The sequence below is a fragment of the Agrococcus sp. AC640b genome (genome assembly GCF_979255995.1).
In genome coordinates this window covers 106,033-122,272 of record NZ_CEEDMM010000003.1, presented here as the reverse complement: position 1 = coordinate 122,272, position 16,240 = coordinate 106,033, and the positions used below count along the sequence as shown (strand labels likewise).

Below are 16,240 nucleotides of genomic sequence, written 5' to 3'. Positions count from 1 at the left end.
TCTCCAGTCGAGGTGCGGATCGCAACGCACCTCAGCTGGAGAAGCGCACCTCGCAACGGGAAGCGCACCTCGCAACGGGAGGAGGGGCGAGCCCGCAGGCCCGCCCCTCCGCATGCGCCGCGCGCGTCAGCGGTCGACGACCTCCGCGTCGACCGAGCCGTCGGTCACGGCCGACTGCTGCGAGCCCGACGTGACCGCCTGCTGCTGGCCGCTCTTCAGCTCGGCCAGGCGCGCCTCGATCTCGATGTCGCGGTCGTGGTTCTCGAGCGCCTCGAACTGCGCGTCGAGGCTCGACGACGCCAGCTCCTGCTGGCCGAGCACCTTCGCCTCCTCGCGGCGGATCTTCTCCTCGAAGCGGCCGATCTCGCTCGTGGGGTCCATGATGTCGATCGACTTGATCGCGTCGTGCACCTGCGACTGCGCCTGCGCCGTCTTCTGGCGGGCGATGAGCTCGGAGCGCTTCGACTTCAGCTCGTCGAGCTTCTGCTTCATGGTGTCGAGGCCGCTCTTCAGCTTGTCGACGACCTGCGTCTGCGACTGGATCGACGGCTCCGCGGCACGTGCCTCCGACTCGGCCTGCATCTGCTTCGACAGCGCGACCTTCGCGAGGTTGTCGAACTTGTCTGCGTCGGGCGAGCCCGTGCTGCGCAGCTGGTCGGCCTTCTGGCTCGCGGCGAGCGCCTTGCGACCCCAGTCCTGCGACGCGCGCACGTCCTCCTGGTAGTCCTGCTCCTGCATGCGCAGGTTGCCGATGGTCTGCGCGATGGCCTGCTCTGCTTCCGCGATGGAGTTCGTGTAGTCGCGCACGAGCTGGTCGAGCATCTTCGCGGGGTCCTCGGCCTGGTCGAGGAGCGAGTTGATGTTCGCTCGCGCGAGCTGGGCGATGCGACCGAGGATGGACTGCTTGGACATGGTCTCCCTTTCGATTGCCGTCTGGTCTGAGAAGAGCCGGATGGATGGATGCGTGGGCGTGGGCGGCTAGAAGTCGCCGCCGCCGCCGTCGAAGCCGCCGAAGTCGCCGCCGCCTCCGAAGAAGCCGCCGAAGTCGCCGCCGCCGCCGCTGGTGAAGCCGCCGCCGTCGCCGCCGCCGAATCCTCCGAAGAAGCCGCCGTCGCCGCCGGATGCCGACGCGCCCCAGTCGCCGCCGCCGTGGTGGCCGCCACCGGAGAGGATGTTGCCGAGCACCGAGCCGAGCACGCCGCCCATGACGGCGCCGCCGATGTTGCCGAGCCCGCCACCCATGCCGCCGCCGAAGCCGTCGCCGTCGAAGCCGTCGCGGTCGCGTCGCCCGCGTCCGCCGCCGTAGTACGGGTTGCGGGAGCCGCCTCCGTAGCCGGAGATGTCGTCGTCGGCAGCGCGCAGCGCCTGCTCAGCCCGCTCCGACGCGCGACGTGCGGCGTCGGTCGCGGCACCCACGTCGGACTGCTGCAGTCGCAGCGCCTGCGCGAGGTCCTCCTGCGCGAGCGCGAGGAGGCGGCGCGGCTGGGAGCCGACGGCGATGCGACGCGTCGAGAGGTACTGCTCGGCCGAGTCGATGTTCTGCCTCGCCGACGCCAGCCAGCCCTGCAGCGACGACGCGGCGCGTCCCTGCCTGTGGCCCTCGTCGCGCGCCTGGCCCGTCGCCTGGTCGAGCGTGTCGTTCGCTCGCTGCAGCCTGGGCAGCACCTCTGCGACGTCGACGGGCGTGCGCCTGGCGTCGGCGATCGCCTGCTCCGCGAGCTGGATGATGGGGGCGAGGTCGGTCTGCCCCTTCGGCAGCGAACGGGCGACGGCGACGTCGTTCACGGTGTCGTCGACGAGTGCGCGCAGCTGCTGCTCGGAGGCGGCGAGGTCGTCGCCAGCACGCTCGACGCCCGTGAGCAGCGACTGCGCCTGCGCGAGGGCGGCCTCTGCGGCGTGCACGGCGACGGCCGCCTGCCCGCCGGTGGCGGCGCGGCCCTGCGCGACGGCCTCGTCGATCGCGGGCAGCAGCCGCTCGGCGCCCGCGATGTTCTGCTGCACCGGCGCGATGGAGGCGCCCGTGTAGCGGTCGTCGAGGCGGTCGAGGATCTGCTTCGCGTGCTGGATGCGCGCCTCGAGCTCGGTGCGGCCCTTCGCGGCCGCCTCGAGCGCCTGCGGTGCGGTGTGCTCGAGGTCGCGGAGCTCCTCGAAGCCCTTCGCGTGGCTGCCAAGCTCGGCGGTGGCGCCCTCGGCGATCTGCAGGATGCGGCTCGACCAGTCGTGCCGCTCCTGGTCGGTGTCCGGGAACGCGTCGTCGAGCTGCTGCTGCAGCGTGAACGCCTCCTGCAGGCCGCCCTTCGCCCGCTTCAGCGCCTGCTGGTACTGCGCGACGGGCTCGGCGCCGAACTGCGCCTCGGCGAACTGCAGCTCCTGCTCGGACTGCTGCACGGTGTCGTCGAGCTGCACGAGCGCGATGTCGGCGCGCTGCTTCAGCTGCTCGAGGCTCAGCTGGTGCTGCTCGACCTCCTGCTGCTGCGCGCGCTTCGTCTTGCGGCGCCTCGCGATGCGGGTGCCGACGAACACGCCGCCGCCGACGACCGCGAGGCCACCGACGATCGCGGCGCCGGTGCCCAGCGCGACCTGGCTCGGGGGTGCGGCGTCGTCGGCGAGGCGCTCGCCGAACGCGACGATGCCTCCTGCGATGTCGCCGTCGTTCAGACGCGGCTCGAGCGCGTTGTCCTCGGCGTCGGTGAGCTGCTCGTCGGAGCGGTCGACGCCCGACCCGACGGAGTAGGCGAACTGGCCGTCGTCGAGCGCGATCGCCAGCAGCACCGACGACTCCTCGAGGCCCGACCCCACCGCGGACTCGTTGGCCCACTCGCCGCGCTCCATGCCGTCGAACGACGACACGACGACGGCGTACGTCTGCACGTCGGAGTCGGCGTTCGCCGCCTCGAGCGCCTGCGTGATCTCGTCGGCGTCGCCGGACAGCTGGCCGGTCTCGTCGACGAACACGTCACCGCCGAGATCGACGGGATCCTCGATCGAGAGCGCCCCCGCGCTCAACGTGAGCGCCGCGGCGCCGGCGATGCCGGCGGCCACGAGCCCTCTGACGATGCTGGTGGGCATCCATCCCCCCTCGGGTGGTCGCTTCGGCGCGAGCCTACCCGGCAGGTCTCTGCGCGAACCTTGGGATTCGGGGGAGCGGCAGCCGCTGTGAGCGAACGACGCTCAGGGATCCCAGACGTCGCCGATCAGGGCGACCTCGCCTGGGCGGCCATCGATCGACAGCGTGACGACCGGCACGAGGTCACCAGCCACCTCGTCCTCGCTGCAGGCCAGCAGGCCGAGGTTCACCGGGACGATCGAGGTGCTCTGCGACCCACCCGGCTCGATGCGGAGCTGGGTGCCGTACTCGACCGGCGTCGACGCCTGCGCGCTGGTCGCAAGCACGGTGCCGTCCTCGCCGACGATGGCGAGTGCGACGTCCTCGACGGTGGCGACGAGCGTCGAGGACGAGTCGTTGTCGACGGTGACCACGGCCCGCCCGTCGGTGGGGCCTTCGAGGAACGCGATCGAGACGCCCTCGAGCTCGTCTCCGACGGGAAGCACGGTCGGGCAGGTGCCGACGGGGAGCGAGTCGAGATCCGGGAAGCCGGGTGAGGTCGCCGCCTCCTCCTCGCCACCGCCCGCGACGCTCGGGTCGCCGGCCGCGTACTCGTCGGTCGGCTCGGGCGCCGTCGCCGCGGGCGCCTGCTCGGCGGATCCCGAGTCCTGCAGCGTCGCCGTCACGGGGTCGGGGTCGACGAGGCCCGGCACGACGACGGGTGCGAGGAGGGCGAGGCAGCCCGCGACGGATGCGACCGCGACGCCGACGACCTTCGGGCGGCGACGGCGACGGGCGTCGGCGACGACGGCGTCGACGTCGATCGACGCGGTCGGCTCGGGCATCGCGCGGAGCCGATCCCGCAGCTCGTCGTCGTTCATCGCGTCTCCTCCCTGCCGCGTCGCTCCTCGGTCGCGAGCTGCTCACGCAGCTTGCCCATCGCGTCGCTCACGTACCGCTTCACCGATCCGGGCGCGATGCCCAGCTCCTTCGCCGTCTCGTCGACCGAGCGATCCTCGTAGTAGCGCAGCACGACGCATGCGCGCTCGCGCGGGCTGAGGCGTTCGAGCCGCGCGGCCATGTCGAGGTGCGCCCCCGTGAGCGTCGAGCCCGAGTCGAGGCGCTCGTGGGGCACGACGAGCGGGCGGATGCGCTGCCAGCGCTGCCTGCGCCTGGCGCGGTCGAGGAAGCGGTTCGCGATCGCGCGGCGCACGTACGCCTCGGCCTGCTCGACCTCGAAGCCGTTGCGCAGGCGACCGAACGTCGCCGCGAGCGCATCCTGCACCAGATCCCTCGCCTCCTCGTCGTCGCCGCACAGCAGCGCGGCGTAGCGGGTGAGGGCGGGGCCGCGCTCTGCGACGAGTCGCGTCACGACCTGCTCCCAGTGCGCAGCCATCCCTCACCCCCTACGACGCAGAGCTCGCGCGTCCGGTTGGGGTGGTGGCGAGATCCGCGTCGAGCGATGCCTGCATGCGCGCGGCGAGCACGGGGTGGATGCCCTGCAGATGCGCCACGACGCTCGCGCGCGTCTGGGGCGACTTGTTCTGCGACAGCTTCGACTTCGCCGTCCACGATCGCACCGTGAGGCGCAGGCCCGTCGTGCCCATCGCGAGGCCAGCGTTGACCTCGTCGTCGACGTCGAGCCGCTTCGCGCCCGGCCGGTCGCCCTCGAAGTGCGCGACGAGGCGCTCGAGCGTCGCGACGTTCTCCTCGTGCGAGACGACCTGCACGTCGCACACGGCGTGCACGGCCTCGAAGTTCCACGTGGGCACCTGGCCCTCGTCGGCGCCGACGTACCAGCTGGGGGAGACGTACTCGTGGGCGCCCTGCACGACGACCAGCATCGAGCCCGAGCCTGTGGATGCGCCCCCGACGAGGCCGTGCAGGCGAGCGTCGGCGCGGCCGAGGTGCGTGACCCACGAGATGGCCTCGCCGTCGTTGACGCCTGGCGCGTCGTCGAGCAGCAGCGGCGTGTGGGATGCGACGGGCGCGCCGTCGACGTGGCTCACGAGCGTCGCCCACGGATGCGTCTCGACCAGTGCGCGCGCGAAGGCGGGATCGTCGACGCGGTACTGGGGATTCGGCTGCATGCGATCGATCCTCGCATCCGGCCGCGGTGGCGGGCCCGAGCCACGCGTCACCCGCTGGTCGATCCGGCAGGCCCGCTCGGTCGCGCCGGCACGGTGCGGGGTGCCAGGACCGCTCGGTGGGGTGCGAGGGGAGCGTGCCTCGAAGCGAGCCGCAGCACTGCGACGGTGCGCGCCGCTCGTCGCGCGGGCGCCGGTCGCCTCAGGCCGCCGCGAGCGCCGCGTCGGCCGTGTCGCCCACCGTCTGCTGCTCCAGGCGCCACCGCACGTGGTTCAGCTGGCGGCGCAGGCCGAACGGCAGCCGCTCGAACTGGCCGAAGAACGCCTCGACGTCGACGAGCTCCGCGAGCCATGCGGGTGCATCGACCGCGAGCAGCTCCTCGAGCACGCCCTCGGGCAGGTCGAGACCCGACACGTCGAGCGCGCCCTCGGCGGGCAGCACGCCGATCGCGGTGTCGACGCCGGGCGCCGTGCCGCCGACGCGGCCCGCGATCCACTCGAGCACGCGCGCGTTCTCGCTGAAGCCCGGCCACAGGAATCCGCCGTCCTCGTCGCGGCGGAACCAGTTCACCGAGAAGATCGCGGGCGCGTTCCTGCCGAGACGCTGGCCGACGTCGAGCCAGTGGCGGAAGTAGTCGCCCATGTCGTAGCCGCAGAACGGCAGCATCGCGAACGGGTCGCGACGGATCGCGCCCACGGGACCCTCGGCTGCTGCGGTCTGCTGGCTCGAGATGGTCGCGCCGACGTAGACGCCGTGCTCCCAGTCGCGCGCCTGCATGACGAGCGGCACCTGCGAGGGACGACGCCCGCCGAAGACGATCGCGTCGATCGGCACGCCCTCCGGCGCATCCCAGTCGTCGGCGATCGACGGGCACTGCGTGGCACGCACCGTGAAGCGGGCGTTCGGGTGGGCGGCTGGCGTGCCCGACTCGGGCGTCCACCGCTCGCCGCGCCAGTCGGTGAGCGACGCGGGCGCCTCCTTCGTCATGCCCTCCCACCACACGTCGCCGTCGTCGGTGAGGGCGACGTTGGTGAAGATCGTGTCGCGTTCGAGCATCGCCATCGCGGTCGCGTTCGTCGCATGCGACGTGCCGGGTGCGACGCCGAAGAACCCGTTCTCGGGGTTGATGGCGTGCAGACGGCCGTCGGCGCCGGTGCGCATCCAGGCGATGTCGTCGCCGATCGTCTCGACCGACCAGCCGGGGATCGACGGCTGCAGCATCGCGAGGTTCGTCTTGCCGCACGCCGACGGGAACGCGGCAGCGAGGTGCAGGCGCCTGCCGTCGTCGTGCGTGAGGCGCACGATGAGCATGTGCTCGGCGAGCCACCCTTCGTCGCGCGCCTGCACCGAGGCGATGCGCAGCGCGAAGCACTTCTTCGCCAGCAGCGCGTTGCCGCCGTACGCCGAGCCGAACGACCAGATCTCGCGCGTCTCGGGGAAGTGCGAGATGTACTTCGTCGTGCTGCACGGCCACGCGGAGTCGGCCTGCCCGTCGGCGAGGGGAGCGCCGACGGAGTGCACGGCAGGCACCCAGTCCTCGCCGCCGGCGATCGCCTCGAGCACGTTCGTGCCCACGCGCGTCATGGCGTGCATGCTCGCGACGACGTACGGCGAGTCGGTGATCTCGATGCCGAGCTTCGAGATGGGGCCGCCGACGGGTCCCATCGAGAACGGGATGACGTACATCGTGCGGCCGCGCATCGCACCGTTGAACAGGCCGCCGAGGATCTCGCGCATCGTCTCGGGGTCGCGCCAGTGGTTCGTGGGGCCGGCATCCTCGTCGTCGACGGAGCAGATGAACGTGCGGTCCTCGACGCGGGCGACGTCGTCGGGGTGGCTGCGGGCGAGGTAGCTGCCCGGCCTCGCGGGCACCGGCACGATCGTGCCGGCCTCGAGCATCGTGTCGACGAGCGAGGCGAACTCCGCCTCGGATCCGTCGCACCACTCCACGCGGCTCGGCTGCGTCAGTCGAGCGACGCTCGCGACCCACTCGATGACCGACGGTGCGGTGCCCTCGGGAGCGCCGATGAGGGTGCGCGAGGCCCGTGCGGCCGTCGCGGCGGACGTCGGAGGCGGGGGAAGGATCGTCATGTCTTCCACCATGGGCGCTGTTTCGCGCTGAGTGGCCGGGATTCGGGGTGAATGTTGCGCGGTTCTTTCGCTAGGCTCACGGTGTGAGCGATCTTGCAGTCCTCGGCCACCGCATCCGGCACTACCGGGGACGCGCGGGCCTCACCCTCGACGGCCTCGGCGACCTCGTCGGCCTCGCTGGCAGCCAGCTGTCGCTCATGGAGAACGGCAAGCGCGAGCCGCGACTGTCGCAGCTGCAGGCCATCGCGGCCGCGCTCGACGTCTCGACGACCGAGCTGCTGTCCGACGAGCCACCCACCGAGCGCTCCCGCCTCGAGCTCGAGCTGCAGCGCCTGCAGGAGGGCACCGTGTACTCGCGGCTCGGCCTGCCGCACGTGCGCGCGTCGAAGACGATGCCCGACGACGTGCTGCGCTCGCTCGTCGGCCTGCAACGCGAGCTCGACCGCAGGTCGCGGGAGGCGATCGCGACGCCAGAGCAGGCCAGGCGCGACTCCACCGCCATCCGCCTGCACATGCAGGAGCGCGACAACGCGATGCCCGACCTCGACGCGCTCGCCGAGGAGCAGCTCGCCGCCGTCGGCCACGAGCGCGGCGCGCTCACGCACCGTGCCGTCGCCGACATGGCGACCCGCATCGGCTTCGAGCTCGTCTACGTCACCGACATGCCGCACTCGGCGCGCTCCGTCACCGATCTCGAGCACGGCCGCATCTACCTGCCGCCCGCCTCCATCCCCGGCGGCCACGGCCTGCGCTCCATGGCGCTGCAGGCCATCGCGCACCGGCTCCTCGAGCACCGCGAGCCCGAGACGTACCGCGAGTTCCTGCAGCAGCGGCTCGAGATCAACTACTTCGCAGCGGCCACGCTCATGCCGCGCACCGCATCGGTCGACTACCTCATGCGCGCCAAGAAGGATCGCAACATCGCCGTGGAGGACTTCCGCGACGCGTTCGGCGTGACGCACGAGTCCGCGGCGATGCGGTTCACGAACCTCGCGACCGTCGACCTCGGGCTCGAATGCCACTTCCTGCGCGTCGGCGACGACGGCGCCCTCATGCGCGCGTACGAGAACGACGGGCTGCCGCTGCCGATGGACGCCTCGGGTGCGATCGAGGGCCAGGTCGTGTGCCGCCACTTCGCCGCGCGCAGCGCGTTCGACCGCGCGTCGCGCACCACGGAGTTCTACCAGTACACCGACACGCCAGCAGGCACGTTCTGGTGCTCGTCGCAGACGGGCACCGGCACCGACGGGGAGTTCTCGATCACCGTCGGCGTGCCGTTCGACACCGCGAAGTGGTTCCGCGGATCGGCGACGCCCGTGCGCGAGCAGTCGCGCTGCCCCGACAAGACGTGCTGCTCGCAGCCCGCGCCCGAGATCGCGGACCGGTGGCGCACGAAGGCGTGGGCGAGCGCACGCATGCATCAGCACACGCTCGCGCCGCTGCCGTCGGGCACGTACCCCGGAGTCGACGACGCCGAGCTGTACGACTTCCTCGAACGCCACGCGCGCGACATCGCGCCGGACGCCGACCGCGAGGGCTGAGGCATGCTGGGTGGCATGCGCAGCAGACGCGGCAGGCGCGGCGACGAGCCGATGTCGATCGGCGACGCCGCCGAGACGCTCGCGCACGCGCATCCCACGCTCGACGCCGCCACGGTGCAGACGCTCGTGCACCATTCGCGCGACCTCCTCGCCGCCGTCGACGCGGGCCACGAGCTGCTCGACCAGCGGGCCGTCGACCTCGCGGCGCAGCGACTCGACGCCCTCGACGCGACCGTCGCCCCCGGCGTGCCTCGCGTGCTGTTCCTGTCGACCCGCAACGACGGCATGTCGATCATCGCCGAGTCGCTGCTGCGCGCGTCGGGTGCGTCGGTCGTCGTCGCCTCGGCGGGGATGCGTCCCGTCGGTGGCGTGCTGCGCTCGGTGGCGGATGCGCTGGCCGAGGTGGGCGTGACGCATCCCGGGTTCCCGAAGCCGCTCACGGCGGAGGTGCTCTCGCGCGCAGACCTCGTCGTGACGATGCTGTGCGACGCGCCGCCGCTGCACGACGGGCAGCGCACGCAGTCGTGGGACTACGCAGACCCTGCCGGGCTCGGCTCGGCCGCGGTGCGGGCGCTGCGCGACCAGATCCGCGCACGCGTCGACGTGCTGCTGGGCGAGCTCTCCTAGCCGGCGCTCGGGGTCGTGGCGGTGCGCGACCCTTCGAGGCTCGCTGCGCTCGCACCTCAGGGGTCGGGTGGTGGAGCCTCGGCCCGACGGGGGCGCTCCCGCTCCGCTCCGTGAGGTGCGAGCGCAGCGAGCCTCGAAGGGAGGAGCGCTGGCGGCGACGGGCGACCGACGTCGTGCCTCAGCGCCGCGGGCGGTACAGCCGCAGCGTGAGCGACGATGCGACGACGAGCACGCTCGACAGCGCCATCGCGAGGCCCGCGAGCATGGGCGTCAGCAGCCCCGCCATCGCCACGGGGATCGCGACGGTGTTGTACGCGAACGCCCACACGAGGTTGAGGCGGATGGTCGCGAGCGTGCGCCTCGACAGCGCGATCGCGTCGGCCGCGGCCTCGAGGTCGCCGCCCACGAGGGTCACGTCGGCGGCGTGCTGCGCCGCATCCGTGCCCGTGCCCATCGCGATGCCGAGGTCGGCGGCGGCGAGCGCCGCCGCGTCGTTGACGCCGTCGCCGACCATCGCGACGCTGCCCGAGCGCTGCGCCAGACGCACGGCCTCGACCTTGTCGGCCGGGGTGGCCGCAGCGGTGACGTCGTCGATGCCGACCTCGGCGGCCACGGCGTGGGCGGCGCGCGCGTTGTCGCCGGAGACCATCGCGACGCGCACGCCCATGCCTGCGAGGCGTGCGACGGCGGCGACGCTCGTCGGCCGCACCTCGTCGCGCACCGCAAGCACGCCTCGCGCCTCGCCGTCCCATGCGACGACGACGGTCGTCGCGCCCCGCGCCTGCGCCTCGTCGAGCGCCGCTGCCAGGGCGGGAGGCAGGGGAGCGGACCATGCGCTCGCGATCCACTCGGCCGATCCGGCCTGCGCGGCCCGACCGTCGACGACGCCGTGGATGCCGAGCCCCGCGGCAGCCTGCACGCCCTCCGCACGCGGCGCGTCGGGCGCTGCTGCGACGATGGCGCGGGCGATGGGATGCTCGCTGCCGCGCTCGAGCGAGGCGGCGACGCGCACGACCTCGTCGGCATCCACGCCCGCCGCCGTCGTGGTGCCCTCGAGCCGCATGCGCCCGGCCGTGATCGTGCCGGTCTTGTCGGCGAGCAGCACGCGCACGCGCCGCGCCGCCTCGAGCACGCGCGCGTCGCGGATGAGGATGCCGAGCTCGGCTCCCGTCGTCGTGCCCGCGAGCAGCGCCGTCGGCGTCGCGAGGCCCAGCGCGCACGGGCAGGCGATGATGAGCGTCGCGATCGCGGCCGTGAACGCGTGCTGCACGTCGCCGGTGGCGACGATCCACCCCACGAGCGTCAGCACGGCGAGCGCGACGACGACGGGCACGAACACCGACGAGATGCGGTCGGCGATGCGCTGCACCGCCGTCTTGCCCTCCTGCGCCTGCTCGAGGAGCCTCGCGATGCGCGCGAGCTCGGTGTCGCCGCCGACGGCGGTGGCGCGCACGAGCAGCACGCCTGCGCCGTTGATCGTCGCGCCCACGACCGACGAGCCCTCTGCGACCTCGACGGGCATCGACTCGCCCGTCACGAGCGAGGCATCCACGGTGGAGGCGCCCTCCACGACGACGCCGTCGGCGGCGATCTTCTCGCCTGGCACGACGCGCACGAGGTCGCCGACCGCGAGGGCGTCGACGGGCACGCGCTCGTCGACGTCGCCGACGACGCGCGTCGCCTCGCGGGCGCCGAGGCGCGCGACGGAGCGCAGCGCGTCGACGCTGCCGCGGCGCGCGCGATGCTCGATGAGCCTGCCGGCCAGCAGGAACGCCGTCACGGCCGCGACGACCTCGAGGTAGAGGCCGGCGCCGTCGCCCGTGGCGAGCAGGCCGCCCATGTGCATGCCCATCTCGCCGGCGCCGCCCCACACGAGCGCCCACACCGACCAGAGGTACGCGGCGATGACGCCCATCGACACCAGGGTGTCCATCGTGGTGGCGCCGTGGCGCAGCGCCTTCGCGGCCGCGCGGTGGAACGGCCACGCCGACCATGCGGCGATGGGGGTGGCGAGCACGAGCGACAGCCACTGCCACCCGTCGATCTGCAGCGCGGGCACCATGCCCATCGCGACGACCGGCGTGCCGAGGGTCGCGGCGACGAGCAGCCGCCACGCGAGCCCGGAGTCCGAGCGGCGGCGCTCGGCCTCCGGCATGGATGCGCCGTAGCCGGTGGCCTCGACGGTCGCGATCGCATCGGCGATGGTCGTGCCGGATGGCAGGGTGACGTGCGCGACCTCGGTCGCGTAGTTCACGGTCGCCTCGACGCCGGGCATGCGGCCGAGGCGCCGCTCGATGCGAGCGGCGCACGACGCGCACGTCATGCCCTGGATCTCGAGGTCGACGACCTCGGTGGGCATCAGTCGGCGAGCGTGTAGCCGGCCTCGGCGACGGCGGCGCGCACGGCGTCGACGTCGAGGGGGCCGTCTGCGTCGACGCGCACCGTCGAGGTGCCGCCTGCGACGAGGTCGACCTCGACGCTGCGCACGCCGTCGATCTCGCCGAGCTCCTCGCGCACGGCGGAGACGCAGTGGCCGCACGTCATGCCGGTGACGGCGAAGTCCTGCGTCGCGGCCGGCGTGGCCTGCGCGGCGTCGCCGCCGCAGCATCCGCCGCCGCAGCATCCGCCCTGCTCGGCGACCTGCGGAGCCCGGGTGATCTCGACGTCCTGCTGCATGCTGCTCCCTCTCGTCACGAGCGCACGAGCCGGCCGATGGCCTGGCTCGCCTCGCGGATCTTCTCGTCGGCGACGGCGCCGCCGGTCTTCGCTGCCTCGGCGACGCAGTGCGCCAGGTGGTCGTCGAGCAGCTGCAGCGCGACGGTCTCGAGCGCCTTGGTGGCTGCGGAGACCTGCGTGAGGATGTCGATGCAGTACTCGTCCTCCTCGACCATGCGCGCGATGCCGCGCACCTGGCCCTCTGCGCGCTTGAGGCGACGCAGGATGGCCTGCTTGTCGTCCGCGTAGCCTTGGCTGTGCTGCTCCATGCTCGAGACCATACCCCAAGGGGGTATCTGGACGCCAGTCGTCGGCGCAGCCGCGGGCGCGCGGGTCACCGGGACCGCATCGTCGTCGTCCTAGAGTGACGGCGTGACCACCGACGAACGCAGCGCTGCGGAGGCGAGGCTCGCCAAGCGCGACCTCACGCTCGACCTCGCGAGGGTCGTGTGCGTGCTGCTCGTCGTCGTCGTGCACCTGCTCTTCGCAGGCGTCTCCGTCAGCGACGACGGCATCGCGCTCGAACGCACCCTCGAGATCCAGTCGTGGTTCCCCGCCGCGACGTGGTTCGGGCTCATCATGCCCCTGTTCTTCGTCGTCGGCGGCTTCGCGGGCGCCGCCGGGTTCCGCAGCGCGCGCCGTCGAGGCGACGACCCCGAGGACTTCGCCCGCGTGCGCCTCGCTCGCCTCGCCCGCCCGTCGCTGCCGGTGTTCGTCTTCCTCGCCGTCGTGCTCGGCATCGCCGCGCTCCTGCCTGTCGATCCCGCGTTCGTCGCAGGCGTCGCCGTGGGCGTCGGCTCTCCGCTGTGGTTCCTCGCGTCGTACATGCTCGTGCAGGCGCTCGCGCCCATCCTCATCGAGTGGCACGAGCGCAGGCCCGTCGTCACGCTCGCGGCGCTCGTCGCCCTCGCGTGCGCGACCGACCTCGTGCGCATCCTCGTCGGCGAGGACCTCGTGGGCCTGCCGAACGTGGCGTTCGTGTGGCTCGCCGTGCAGCAGCTGGGCTTCTGGATGCACGACGGATGGTTCGCGGCCAGACGCTGGTGGCAGCTCGCCGCGGTCGTCGTCGTCGCATACGGCGTCCTCCTCGTCGTCGTGCGCGTCGGCGACTACTCGACGAACATGCTCTCGAACCAGTTCCCGCCGACGGTGCCGCTGCTGCTGCTCGGCATCGCGCAGGCGTGCCTGCTGCAGCTGCTGCACCGGCCCCTGACTGCGCTCATGCGACTCCGGCCCGCGCAGGGCGCGGTGCTGCTGCTCGGATCGCGCCTCATGACGATCTACCTGTGGCACCTGCCGCTCATCATGCTGCTCGTCGGCGTGCAGCTGCTCCTGCCGTTCCCGCTGTCGACGCCGGGCACGGGCCAGTGGTGGCTCGAGCGCATCCCGTTCTTCCTCGTGGTGCTCGCGCTCGTGTGCGCGCTGTCGATCCCGCTGGCACGGTTCGAGCGCGTGCAGGAGCTCGTCGAGTCGCCGCCCGCGTGGCGCACGGTCGTCGCGATCGCGCTGTTCATCGCGCCCCCGTTCCTCATCATGACGTTCGGGCTCGACCTGCCGCTCGCCGCGTTCGGCGTCGTCGGCACCGTCGCCGCCCTGCTGCTGGCGCGCATCCCGCTCGCGCCCGCGCCGAGCGCTCGCCTGCTGCCCTGACGCGCGAGGCCGCGCGTGCGGCGTCGGACGCCACGCTGTCCTAGGCTCCGACCATGGAGACCACGTTCGACGCAGCCGTCGACCCGGCGCTCGTCGCCAGAGCGCTCGCACCCGCGCAGGAGGGCTCGGTGTGGCTCGACCGCCCCGCACCGCGGCACCCGCGGCTCACGTCGCACGTGCGCGCCGACCTCGTCGTCGTCGGCGGCGGCTACCTGGGCCTCTGGACGGCGCTCAAGGCCGTGGAGCGCGAGCCCGGCACCAAGGTCGTGCTGGTCGAGGCGCACCGCCTGGGATGGGCGGCGTCGGGTCGCAACGGCGGCTTCTGCGACGCCTCCCTCACCCACGGCCGCGCCAACGGCGAGGCGCGATGGCCTGCGGAGCTCGACCGGCTCGAGGAGCTCGGGCTCGAGAACCTCGACGGCATGGGCGCCGACGTCGAGCGCCTCGGGCTCGACGTCGAGTGGGAGCGCACCGGCTCGCTCACGGTCGCGACCGAGCCGCACCAGGTGGAGTGGCTGCGCACCGAGGCGATCGAGGATCGCGGCGTGTTCCTGAACGCCCAGCAGACGCGTGCCGAGCTCGACTCGCCCACGTTCCTCGGCGGCTACCTCGACCGCGTCGGCACGGCGCTCGTGCATCCCGGCAGGCTCGTGCACGAGCTCGCCCGCGCATGCCTCGACCGCGGCGTCGAGATCTTCGAGCGCTCGAAGGCGATCTCGCTCGACTCCGACGACGCGGGCGTCACCGTGCACACTGGCGGCGGCAGCGTCCGCGCACCGAGGGCGATGCTCGCGACGAACGCGTTCCCGAGCCTGCTCAAGCGCGACCGGCTCTCGACGGTGCCCGTCTACGACTACGTGCTCACGACCGAGCCGCTCACGGCGGAGCAGAAGGCGGCGATCGGATGGGGTGGCAGGCGAGGCATCTCCGACGCCGCGAACCAGTTCCACTACTACCGGCTCACGGCCGACGACCGCATCGTGTGGGGCGGCTACGACGCCGTCTACTTCTACGGCGGGCGCATCCGGCCGCAGCACGAGCGCAGGCAGGCGTCGTTCGACCGGCTCGCAGCGCACTTCCTCATGACGTTCCCGCAGCTGGAGGACGTGCGCTTCGCGTACCGATGGGCGGGCGTCGTCGACACCTCGACGCGGTTCTGCGCGCAGTACGGCCTCGCCCGCGGCGGCAAGGTGGCGTACGCGAACGGGTTCACGGGCCTCGGGGTCGCTGCGACGCGCTTCGCCGCCGACGTCAGCCTCGACCGCCTCACGGGCCTCGACACGGAGCGCACGCAGCTGCAGATGGTGCGACAGCTCGCGGTGCCGTTCCCGCCGGAGCCGTTCGCGTCCGCCGGCATCCAGGCGACGAGGTGGTCGCTCGATCGCGCCGACCATCAGGGCGGCAGGCGCAACGCGCTGCTGCAGACGCTCGACGCGCTCGGACTCGGCTTCGACTCGTGAGCGCGACGACCGGGGTGGCGGCGAGGGCGCGGCGATGACCCGCGTCGTGCCGCTCGCGGGCGTCGACGTGCCGCTCGCCCCGCTGCCTGCCGCCGACGTCGTCGCAGGCGCGCCGGCTGCCGGATCCGTGGCGCTCGCGACCGTCGGCGAGGCCGAGGTGGGCGTGTGGCGCATGACGCGCGGCGTCGCGCGCGACGTCGAGGCCGACGAGGCGTTCGTCGTGCTCTCGGGCCGTGCGACGATCCGCTTCGACGATGGCGAGACGATCGACGTCGCTGCGGGCGACCTCGTGACCCTGACGGCGGGGGGGCGCACCGAGTGGACGGTGCACGAGGACCTCGCCAAGGTCTACGTGGCCTGACCGGCCCTGCCGCTGCGCCGTCGCGGCGCGGCCGCCCGGTAGGCGGAGACGCTGGGCTCGTCGGGCAGCCAGCAGCGCCACGGGAAGCGCGCGGCGTCGCCGCCGTCGCCCGACACGCCCACGCGCGGGCCCGTGCGATGCGGGAGTGGATGCGTCGGTGGCGTGCGGCCGAGGTCGAGGCTCCACGAGCCGTCGCCCAGCAGGTCGGCGCCGTCGTCGGCGAGCGTCGCTCCGAGCGCCTGCGCGAGGTTGCCGGGGCCGCTCGCGAGCTCGACGATCGGCGAGCGACGCGGCCTCGCCTCGCGGCGGGCGCGTGCGAGCGGCTCGCCGTCGACGACGGCGCCGGCGCGCACGAGGATGCCGTAGCCCTCGCCTGCGGTGCCTGCGACGACGTTGATCGCGTGGTGCATGCCGTACGTGAAGTACGCGTACAGGTGCCCGGCCTCGCCGAACATCGTCGCGTTCCTCGCCGTGCGGCCCCGGAACGAGTGCGCGCCGGGGTCGTCGGCCCCGCGATACGCCTCGACCTCGGTGATGCGCACCGCGACGCGACCCTCGGGGGCGTCGTGCGCGATCGTCGCGCCCAGCAGCAGCGGCGCGACCACGACCGGGTCGCGTGCGAGCCACGCCCGCGTCGCGTCGGCGTCCATCGTCACGTCCG

15 protein-coding genes are annotated in these 16,240 nt (G+C 73.1%); 5 read left to right on the top strand and 10 right to left on the bottom strand.

The features are described 5' to 3' along the window. Nucleotides 1-126 precede the first annotated feature (126 nt). The 6 genes from ACZ6H8_RS02210 to ACZ6H8_RS02185 form a co-directional block, all read right to left on the bottom strand. The gene (locus tag ACZ6H8_RS02210) at nucleotides 127-912 is read right to left on the bottom strand and encodes a PspA/IM30 family protein (RefSeq protein WP_464143926.1); all 786 of its coding nucleotides are present in this window, start codon (nucleotides 910-912) and stop codon (nucleotides 127-129) included. A gap of 66 nt (nucleotides 913-978) precedes the next feature. Beyond that, nucleotides 979-3,069 (bottom strand): TPM domain-containing protein, encoded by a 2,091-nt coding sequence (locus tag ACZ6H8_RS02205; protein ID WP_464143923.1) that lies wholly within the window; start codon nucleotides 3,067-3,069, stop codon nucleotides 979-981. 102 nt (nucleotides 3,070-3,171) lie between these two features. Then, on the bottom strand, nucleotides 3,172-3,927 hold the full coding sequence (locus ACZ6H8_RS02200; protein WP_464143921.1) for a hypothetical protein: 756 nt from the start codon (nucleotides 3,925-3,927) through the stop codon (nucleotides 3,172-3,174). Beyond that, on the bottom strand, nucleotides 3,924-4,442 hold the full coding sequence (locus tag ACZ6H8_RS02195) for a sigma-70 family RNA polymerase sigma factor (RefSeq protein WP_464143919.1): 519 nt from the start codon (nucleotides 4,440-4,442) through the stop codon (nucleotides 3,924-3,926). The genes ACZ6H8_RS02200 and ACZ6H8_RS02195 overlap by 4 nt, the downstream gene beginning before the upstream one ends. A 10-nt stretch (nucleotides 4,443-4,452) precedes the next feature. Next, complete coding sequence (locus ACZ6H8_RS02190; protein ID WP_464143918.1) at nucleotides 4,453-5,136, bottom strand: FMN-binding negative transcriptional regulator; 684 nt, start codon at nucleotides 5,134-5,136, stop codon at nucleotides 4,453-4,455. A 199-nt stretch (nucleotides 5,137-5,335) separates the two neighbouring features. Next, complete coding sequence (locus ACZ6H8_RS02185) at nucleotides 5,336-7,225, bottom strand: phosphoenolpyruvate carboxykinase (GTP) (protein WP_464143915.1); 1,890 nt, start codon at nucleotides 7,223-7,225, stop codon at nucleotides 5,336-5,338. Nucleotides 7,226-7,308: 83 nt separating this feature from the next. On the opposite strand from ACZ6H8_RS02185, the gene ACZ6H8_RS02180 reads away from it, so the two are divergent. Continuing rightward, nucleotides 7,309-8,766 carry a helix-turn-helix domain-containing protein gene (locus ACZ6H8_RS02180; RefSeq protein ID WP_464143913.1) on the top strand — a complete coding sequence of 486 codons (1,458 nt, stop codon included), beginning with the start codon at nucleotides 7,309-7,311 and terminating at the stop codon, nucleotides 8,764-8,766. A 15-nt stretch (nucleotides 8,767-8,781) separates the two neighbouring features. Next, nucleotides 8,782-9,393, top strand: a complete 612-nt coding sequence (locus ACZ6H8_RS02175; protein ID WP_464143910.1) for an arsenate-mycothiol transferase ArsC — start codon at nucleotides 8,782-8,784, stop codon at nucleotides 9,391-9,393. Nucleotides 9,394-9,571: 178 nt separating this feature from the next. On the opposite strand, the gene ACZ6H8_RS02170 is transcribed toward ACZ6H8_RS02175, so the two are convergent. From ACZ6H8_RS02170 to ACZ6H8_RS02160, 3 genes are read right to left on the bottom strand one after another with little or no spacing between them, the layout of a single operon-like run. Then, on the bottom strand, nucleotides 9,572-11,752 hold the full coding sequence (locus tag ACZ6H8_RS02170; RefSeq protein ID WP_464143908.1) for a heavy metal translocating P-type ATPase: 2,181 nt from the start codon (nucleotides 11,750-11,752) through the stop codon (nucleotides 9,572-9,574). Continuing rightward, nucleotides 11,752-12,069 (bottom strand): heavy-metal-associated domain-containing protein, encoded by a 318-nt coding sequence (locus tag ACZ6H8_RS02165; protein WP_464143905.1) that lies wholly within the window; start codon nucleotides 12,067-12,069, stop codon nucleotides 11,752-11,754. The genes ACZ6H8_RS02170 and ACZ6H8_RS02165 overlap by 1 nt, the downstream gene beginning before the upstream one ends. A gap of 14 nt (nucleotides 12,070-12,083) precedes the next feature. Next, nucleotides 12,084-12,377 carry a metal-sensitive transcriptional regulator gene (locus ACZ6H8_RS02160; protein ID WP_464143903.1) on the bottom strand — a complete coding sequence of 98 codons (294 nt, stop codon included), beginning with the start codon at nucleotides 12,375-12,377 and terminating at the stop codon, nucleotides 12,084-12,086. Nucleotides 12,378-12,480: 103 nt separating this feature from the next. Between ACZ6H8_RS02160 and ACZ6H8_RS02155 the strand changes: the two genes are divergently transcribed. From ACZ6H8_RS02155 to ACZ6H8_RS02145, 3 genes are read left to right on the top strand one after another with little or no spacing between them, the layout of a single operon-like run. Continuing rightward, on the top strand, nucleotides 12,481-13,758 hold the full coding sequence (locus tag ACZ6H8_RS02155) for an acyltransferase family protein (protein ID WP_464143901.1): 1,278 nt from the start codon (nucleotides 12,481-12,483) through the stop codon (nucleotides 13,756-13,758). Nucleotides 13,759-13,811: 53 nt separating this feature from the next. Continuing rightward, complete coding sequence (locus ACZ6H8_RS02150; protein ID WP_464143899.1) at nucleotides 13,812-15,218, top strand: NAD(P)/FAD-dependent oxidoreductase; 1,407 nt, start codon at nucleotides 13,812-13,814, stop codon at nucleotides 15,216-15,218. Between the two features lie 34 nt (nucleotides 15,219-15,252). After that, on the top strand, nucleotides 15,253-15,579 hold the full coding sequence (locus tag ACZ6H8_RS02145) for a cupin domain-containing protein (RefSeq protein WP_464143897.1): 327 nt from the start codon (nucleotides 15,253-15,255) through the stop codon (nucleotides 15,577-15,579). Here the strand turns inward: ACZ6H8_RS02145 and ACZ6H8_RS02140 are convergent. After that, entirely contained in the window at nucleotides 15,567-16,229 is a 663-nt protein-coding gene (locus ACZ6H8_RS02140) for a DNA-3-methyladenine glycosylase (protein ID WP_464144000.1), read from the bottom strand. The genes ACZ6H8_RS02145 and ACZ6H8_RS02140 overlap by 13 nt on opposite strands. Nucleotides 16,230-16,240: the final 11 nt, after the last annotated feature.

Excerpts from the sequence above, each read along its gene's own strand:
- ACZ6H8_RS02210 (WP_464143926.1), bottom strand. The coding sequence starts at position 912 with ATGTCCAAGCAGTCCATCCTCGGTCGCATCGCCCAGCTCGCGCGAGCG.
- ACZ6H8_RS02205 (WP_464143923.1), bottom strand. The coding sequence starts at position 3,069 with ATGCCCACCAGCATCGTCAGAGGGCTCGTGGCCGCCGGCATCGCCGGC.
- ACZ6H8_RS02200 (WP_464143921.1), bottom strand. The coding sequence starts at position 3,927 with ATGAACGACGACGAGCTGCGGGATCGGCTCCGCGCGATGCCCGAGCCG.
- ACZ6H8_RS02195 (WP_464143919.1), bottom strand. The coding sequence starts at position 4,442 with ATGGCTGCGCACTGGGAGCAGGTCGTGACGCGACTCGTCGCAGAGCGC.
- ACZ6H8_RS02190 (WP_464143918.1), bottom strand. The coding sequence starts at position 5,136 with ATGCAGCCGAATCCCCAGTACCGCGTCGACGATCCCGCCTTCGCGCGC.
- ACZ6H8_RS02185 (WP_464143915.1), bottom strand. The coding sequence starts at position 7,225 with ATGACGATCCTTCCCCCGCCTCCGACGTCCGCCGCGACGGCCGCACGG.
- ACZ6H8_RS02175 (WP_464143910.1), top strand. The coding sequence starts at position 8,782 with ATGCGCAGCAGACGCGGCAGGCGCGGCGACGAGCCGATGTCGATCGGC.
- ACZ6H8_RS02170 (WP_464143908.1), bottom strand. The coding sequence starts at position 11,752 with ATGCCCACCGAGGTCGTCGACCTCGAGATCCAGGGCATGACGTGCGCG.
- ACZ6H8_RS02165 (WP_464143905.1), bottom strand. The coding sequence starts at position 12,069 with ATGCAGCAGGACGTCGAGATCACCCGGGCTCCGCAGGTCGCCGAGCAG.
- ACZ6H8_RS02160 (WP_464143903.1), bottom strand. The coding sequence starts at position 12,377 with ATGGAGCAGCACAGCCAAGGCTACGCGGACGACAAGCAGGCCATCCTG.
- ACZ6H8_RS02150 (WP_464143899.1), top strand. The coding sequence starts at position 13,812 with ATGGAGACCACGTTCGACGCAGCCGTCGACCCGGCGCTCGTCGCCAGA.
- ACZ6H8_RS02145 (WP_464143897.1), top strand. The coding sequence starts at position 15,253 with ATGACCCGCGTCGTGCCGCTCGCGGGCGTCGACGTGCCGCTCGCCCCG.
- ACZ6H8_RS02140 (WP_464144000.1), bottom strand. The coding sequence starts at position 16,229 with ATGGACGCCGACGCGACGCGGGCGTGGCTCGCACGCGACCCGGTCGTG.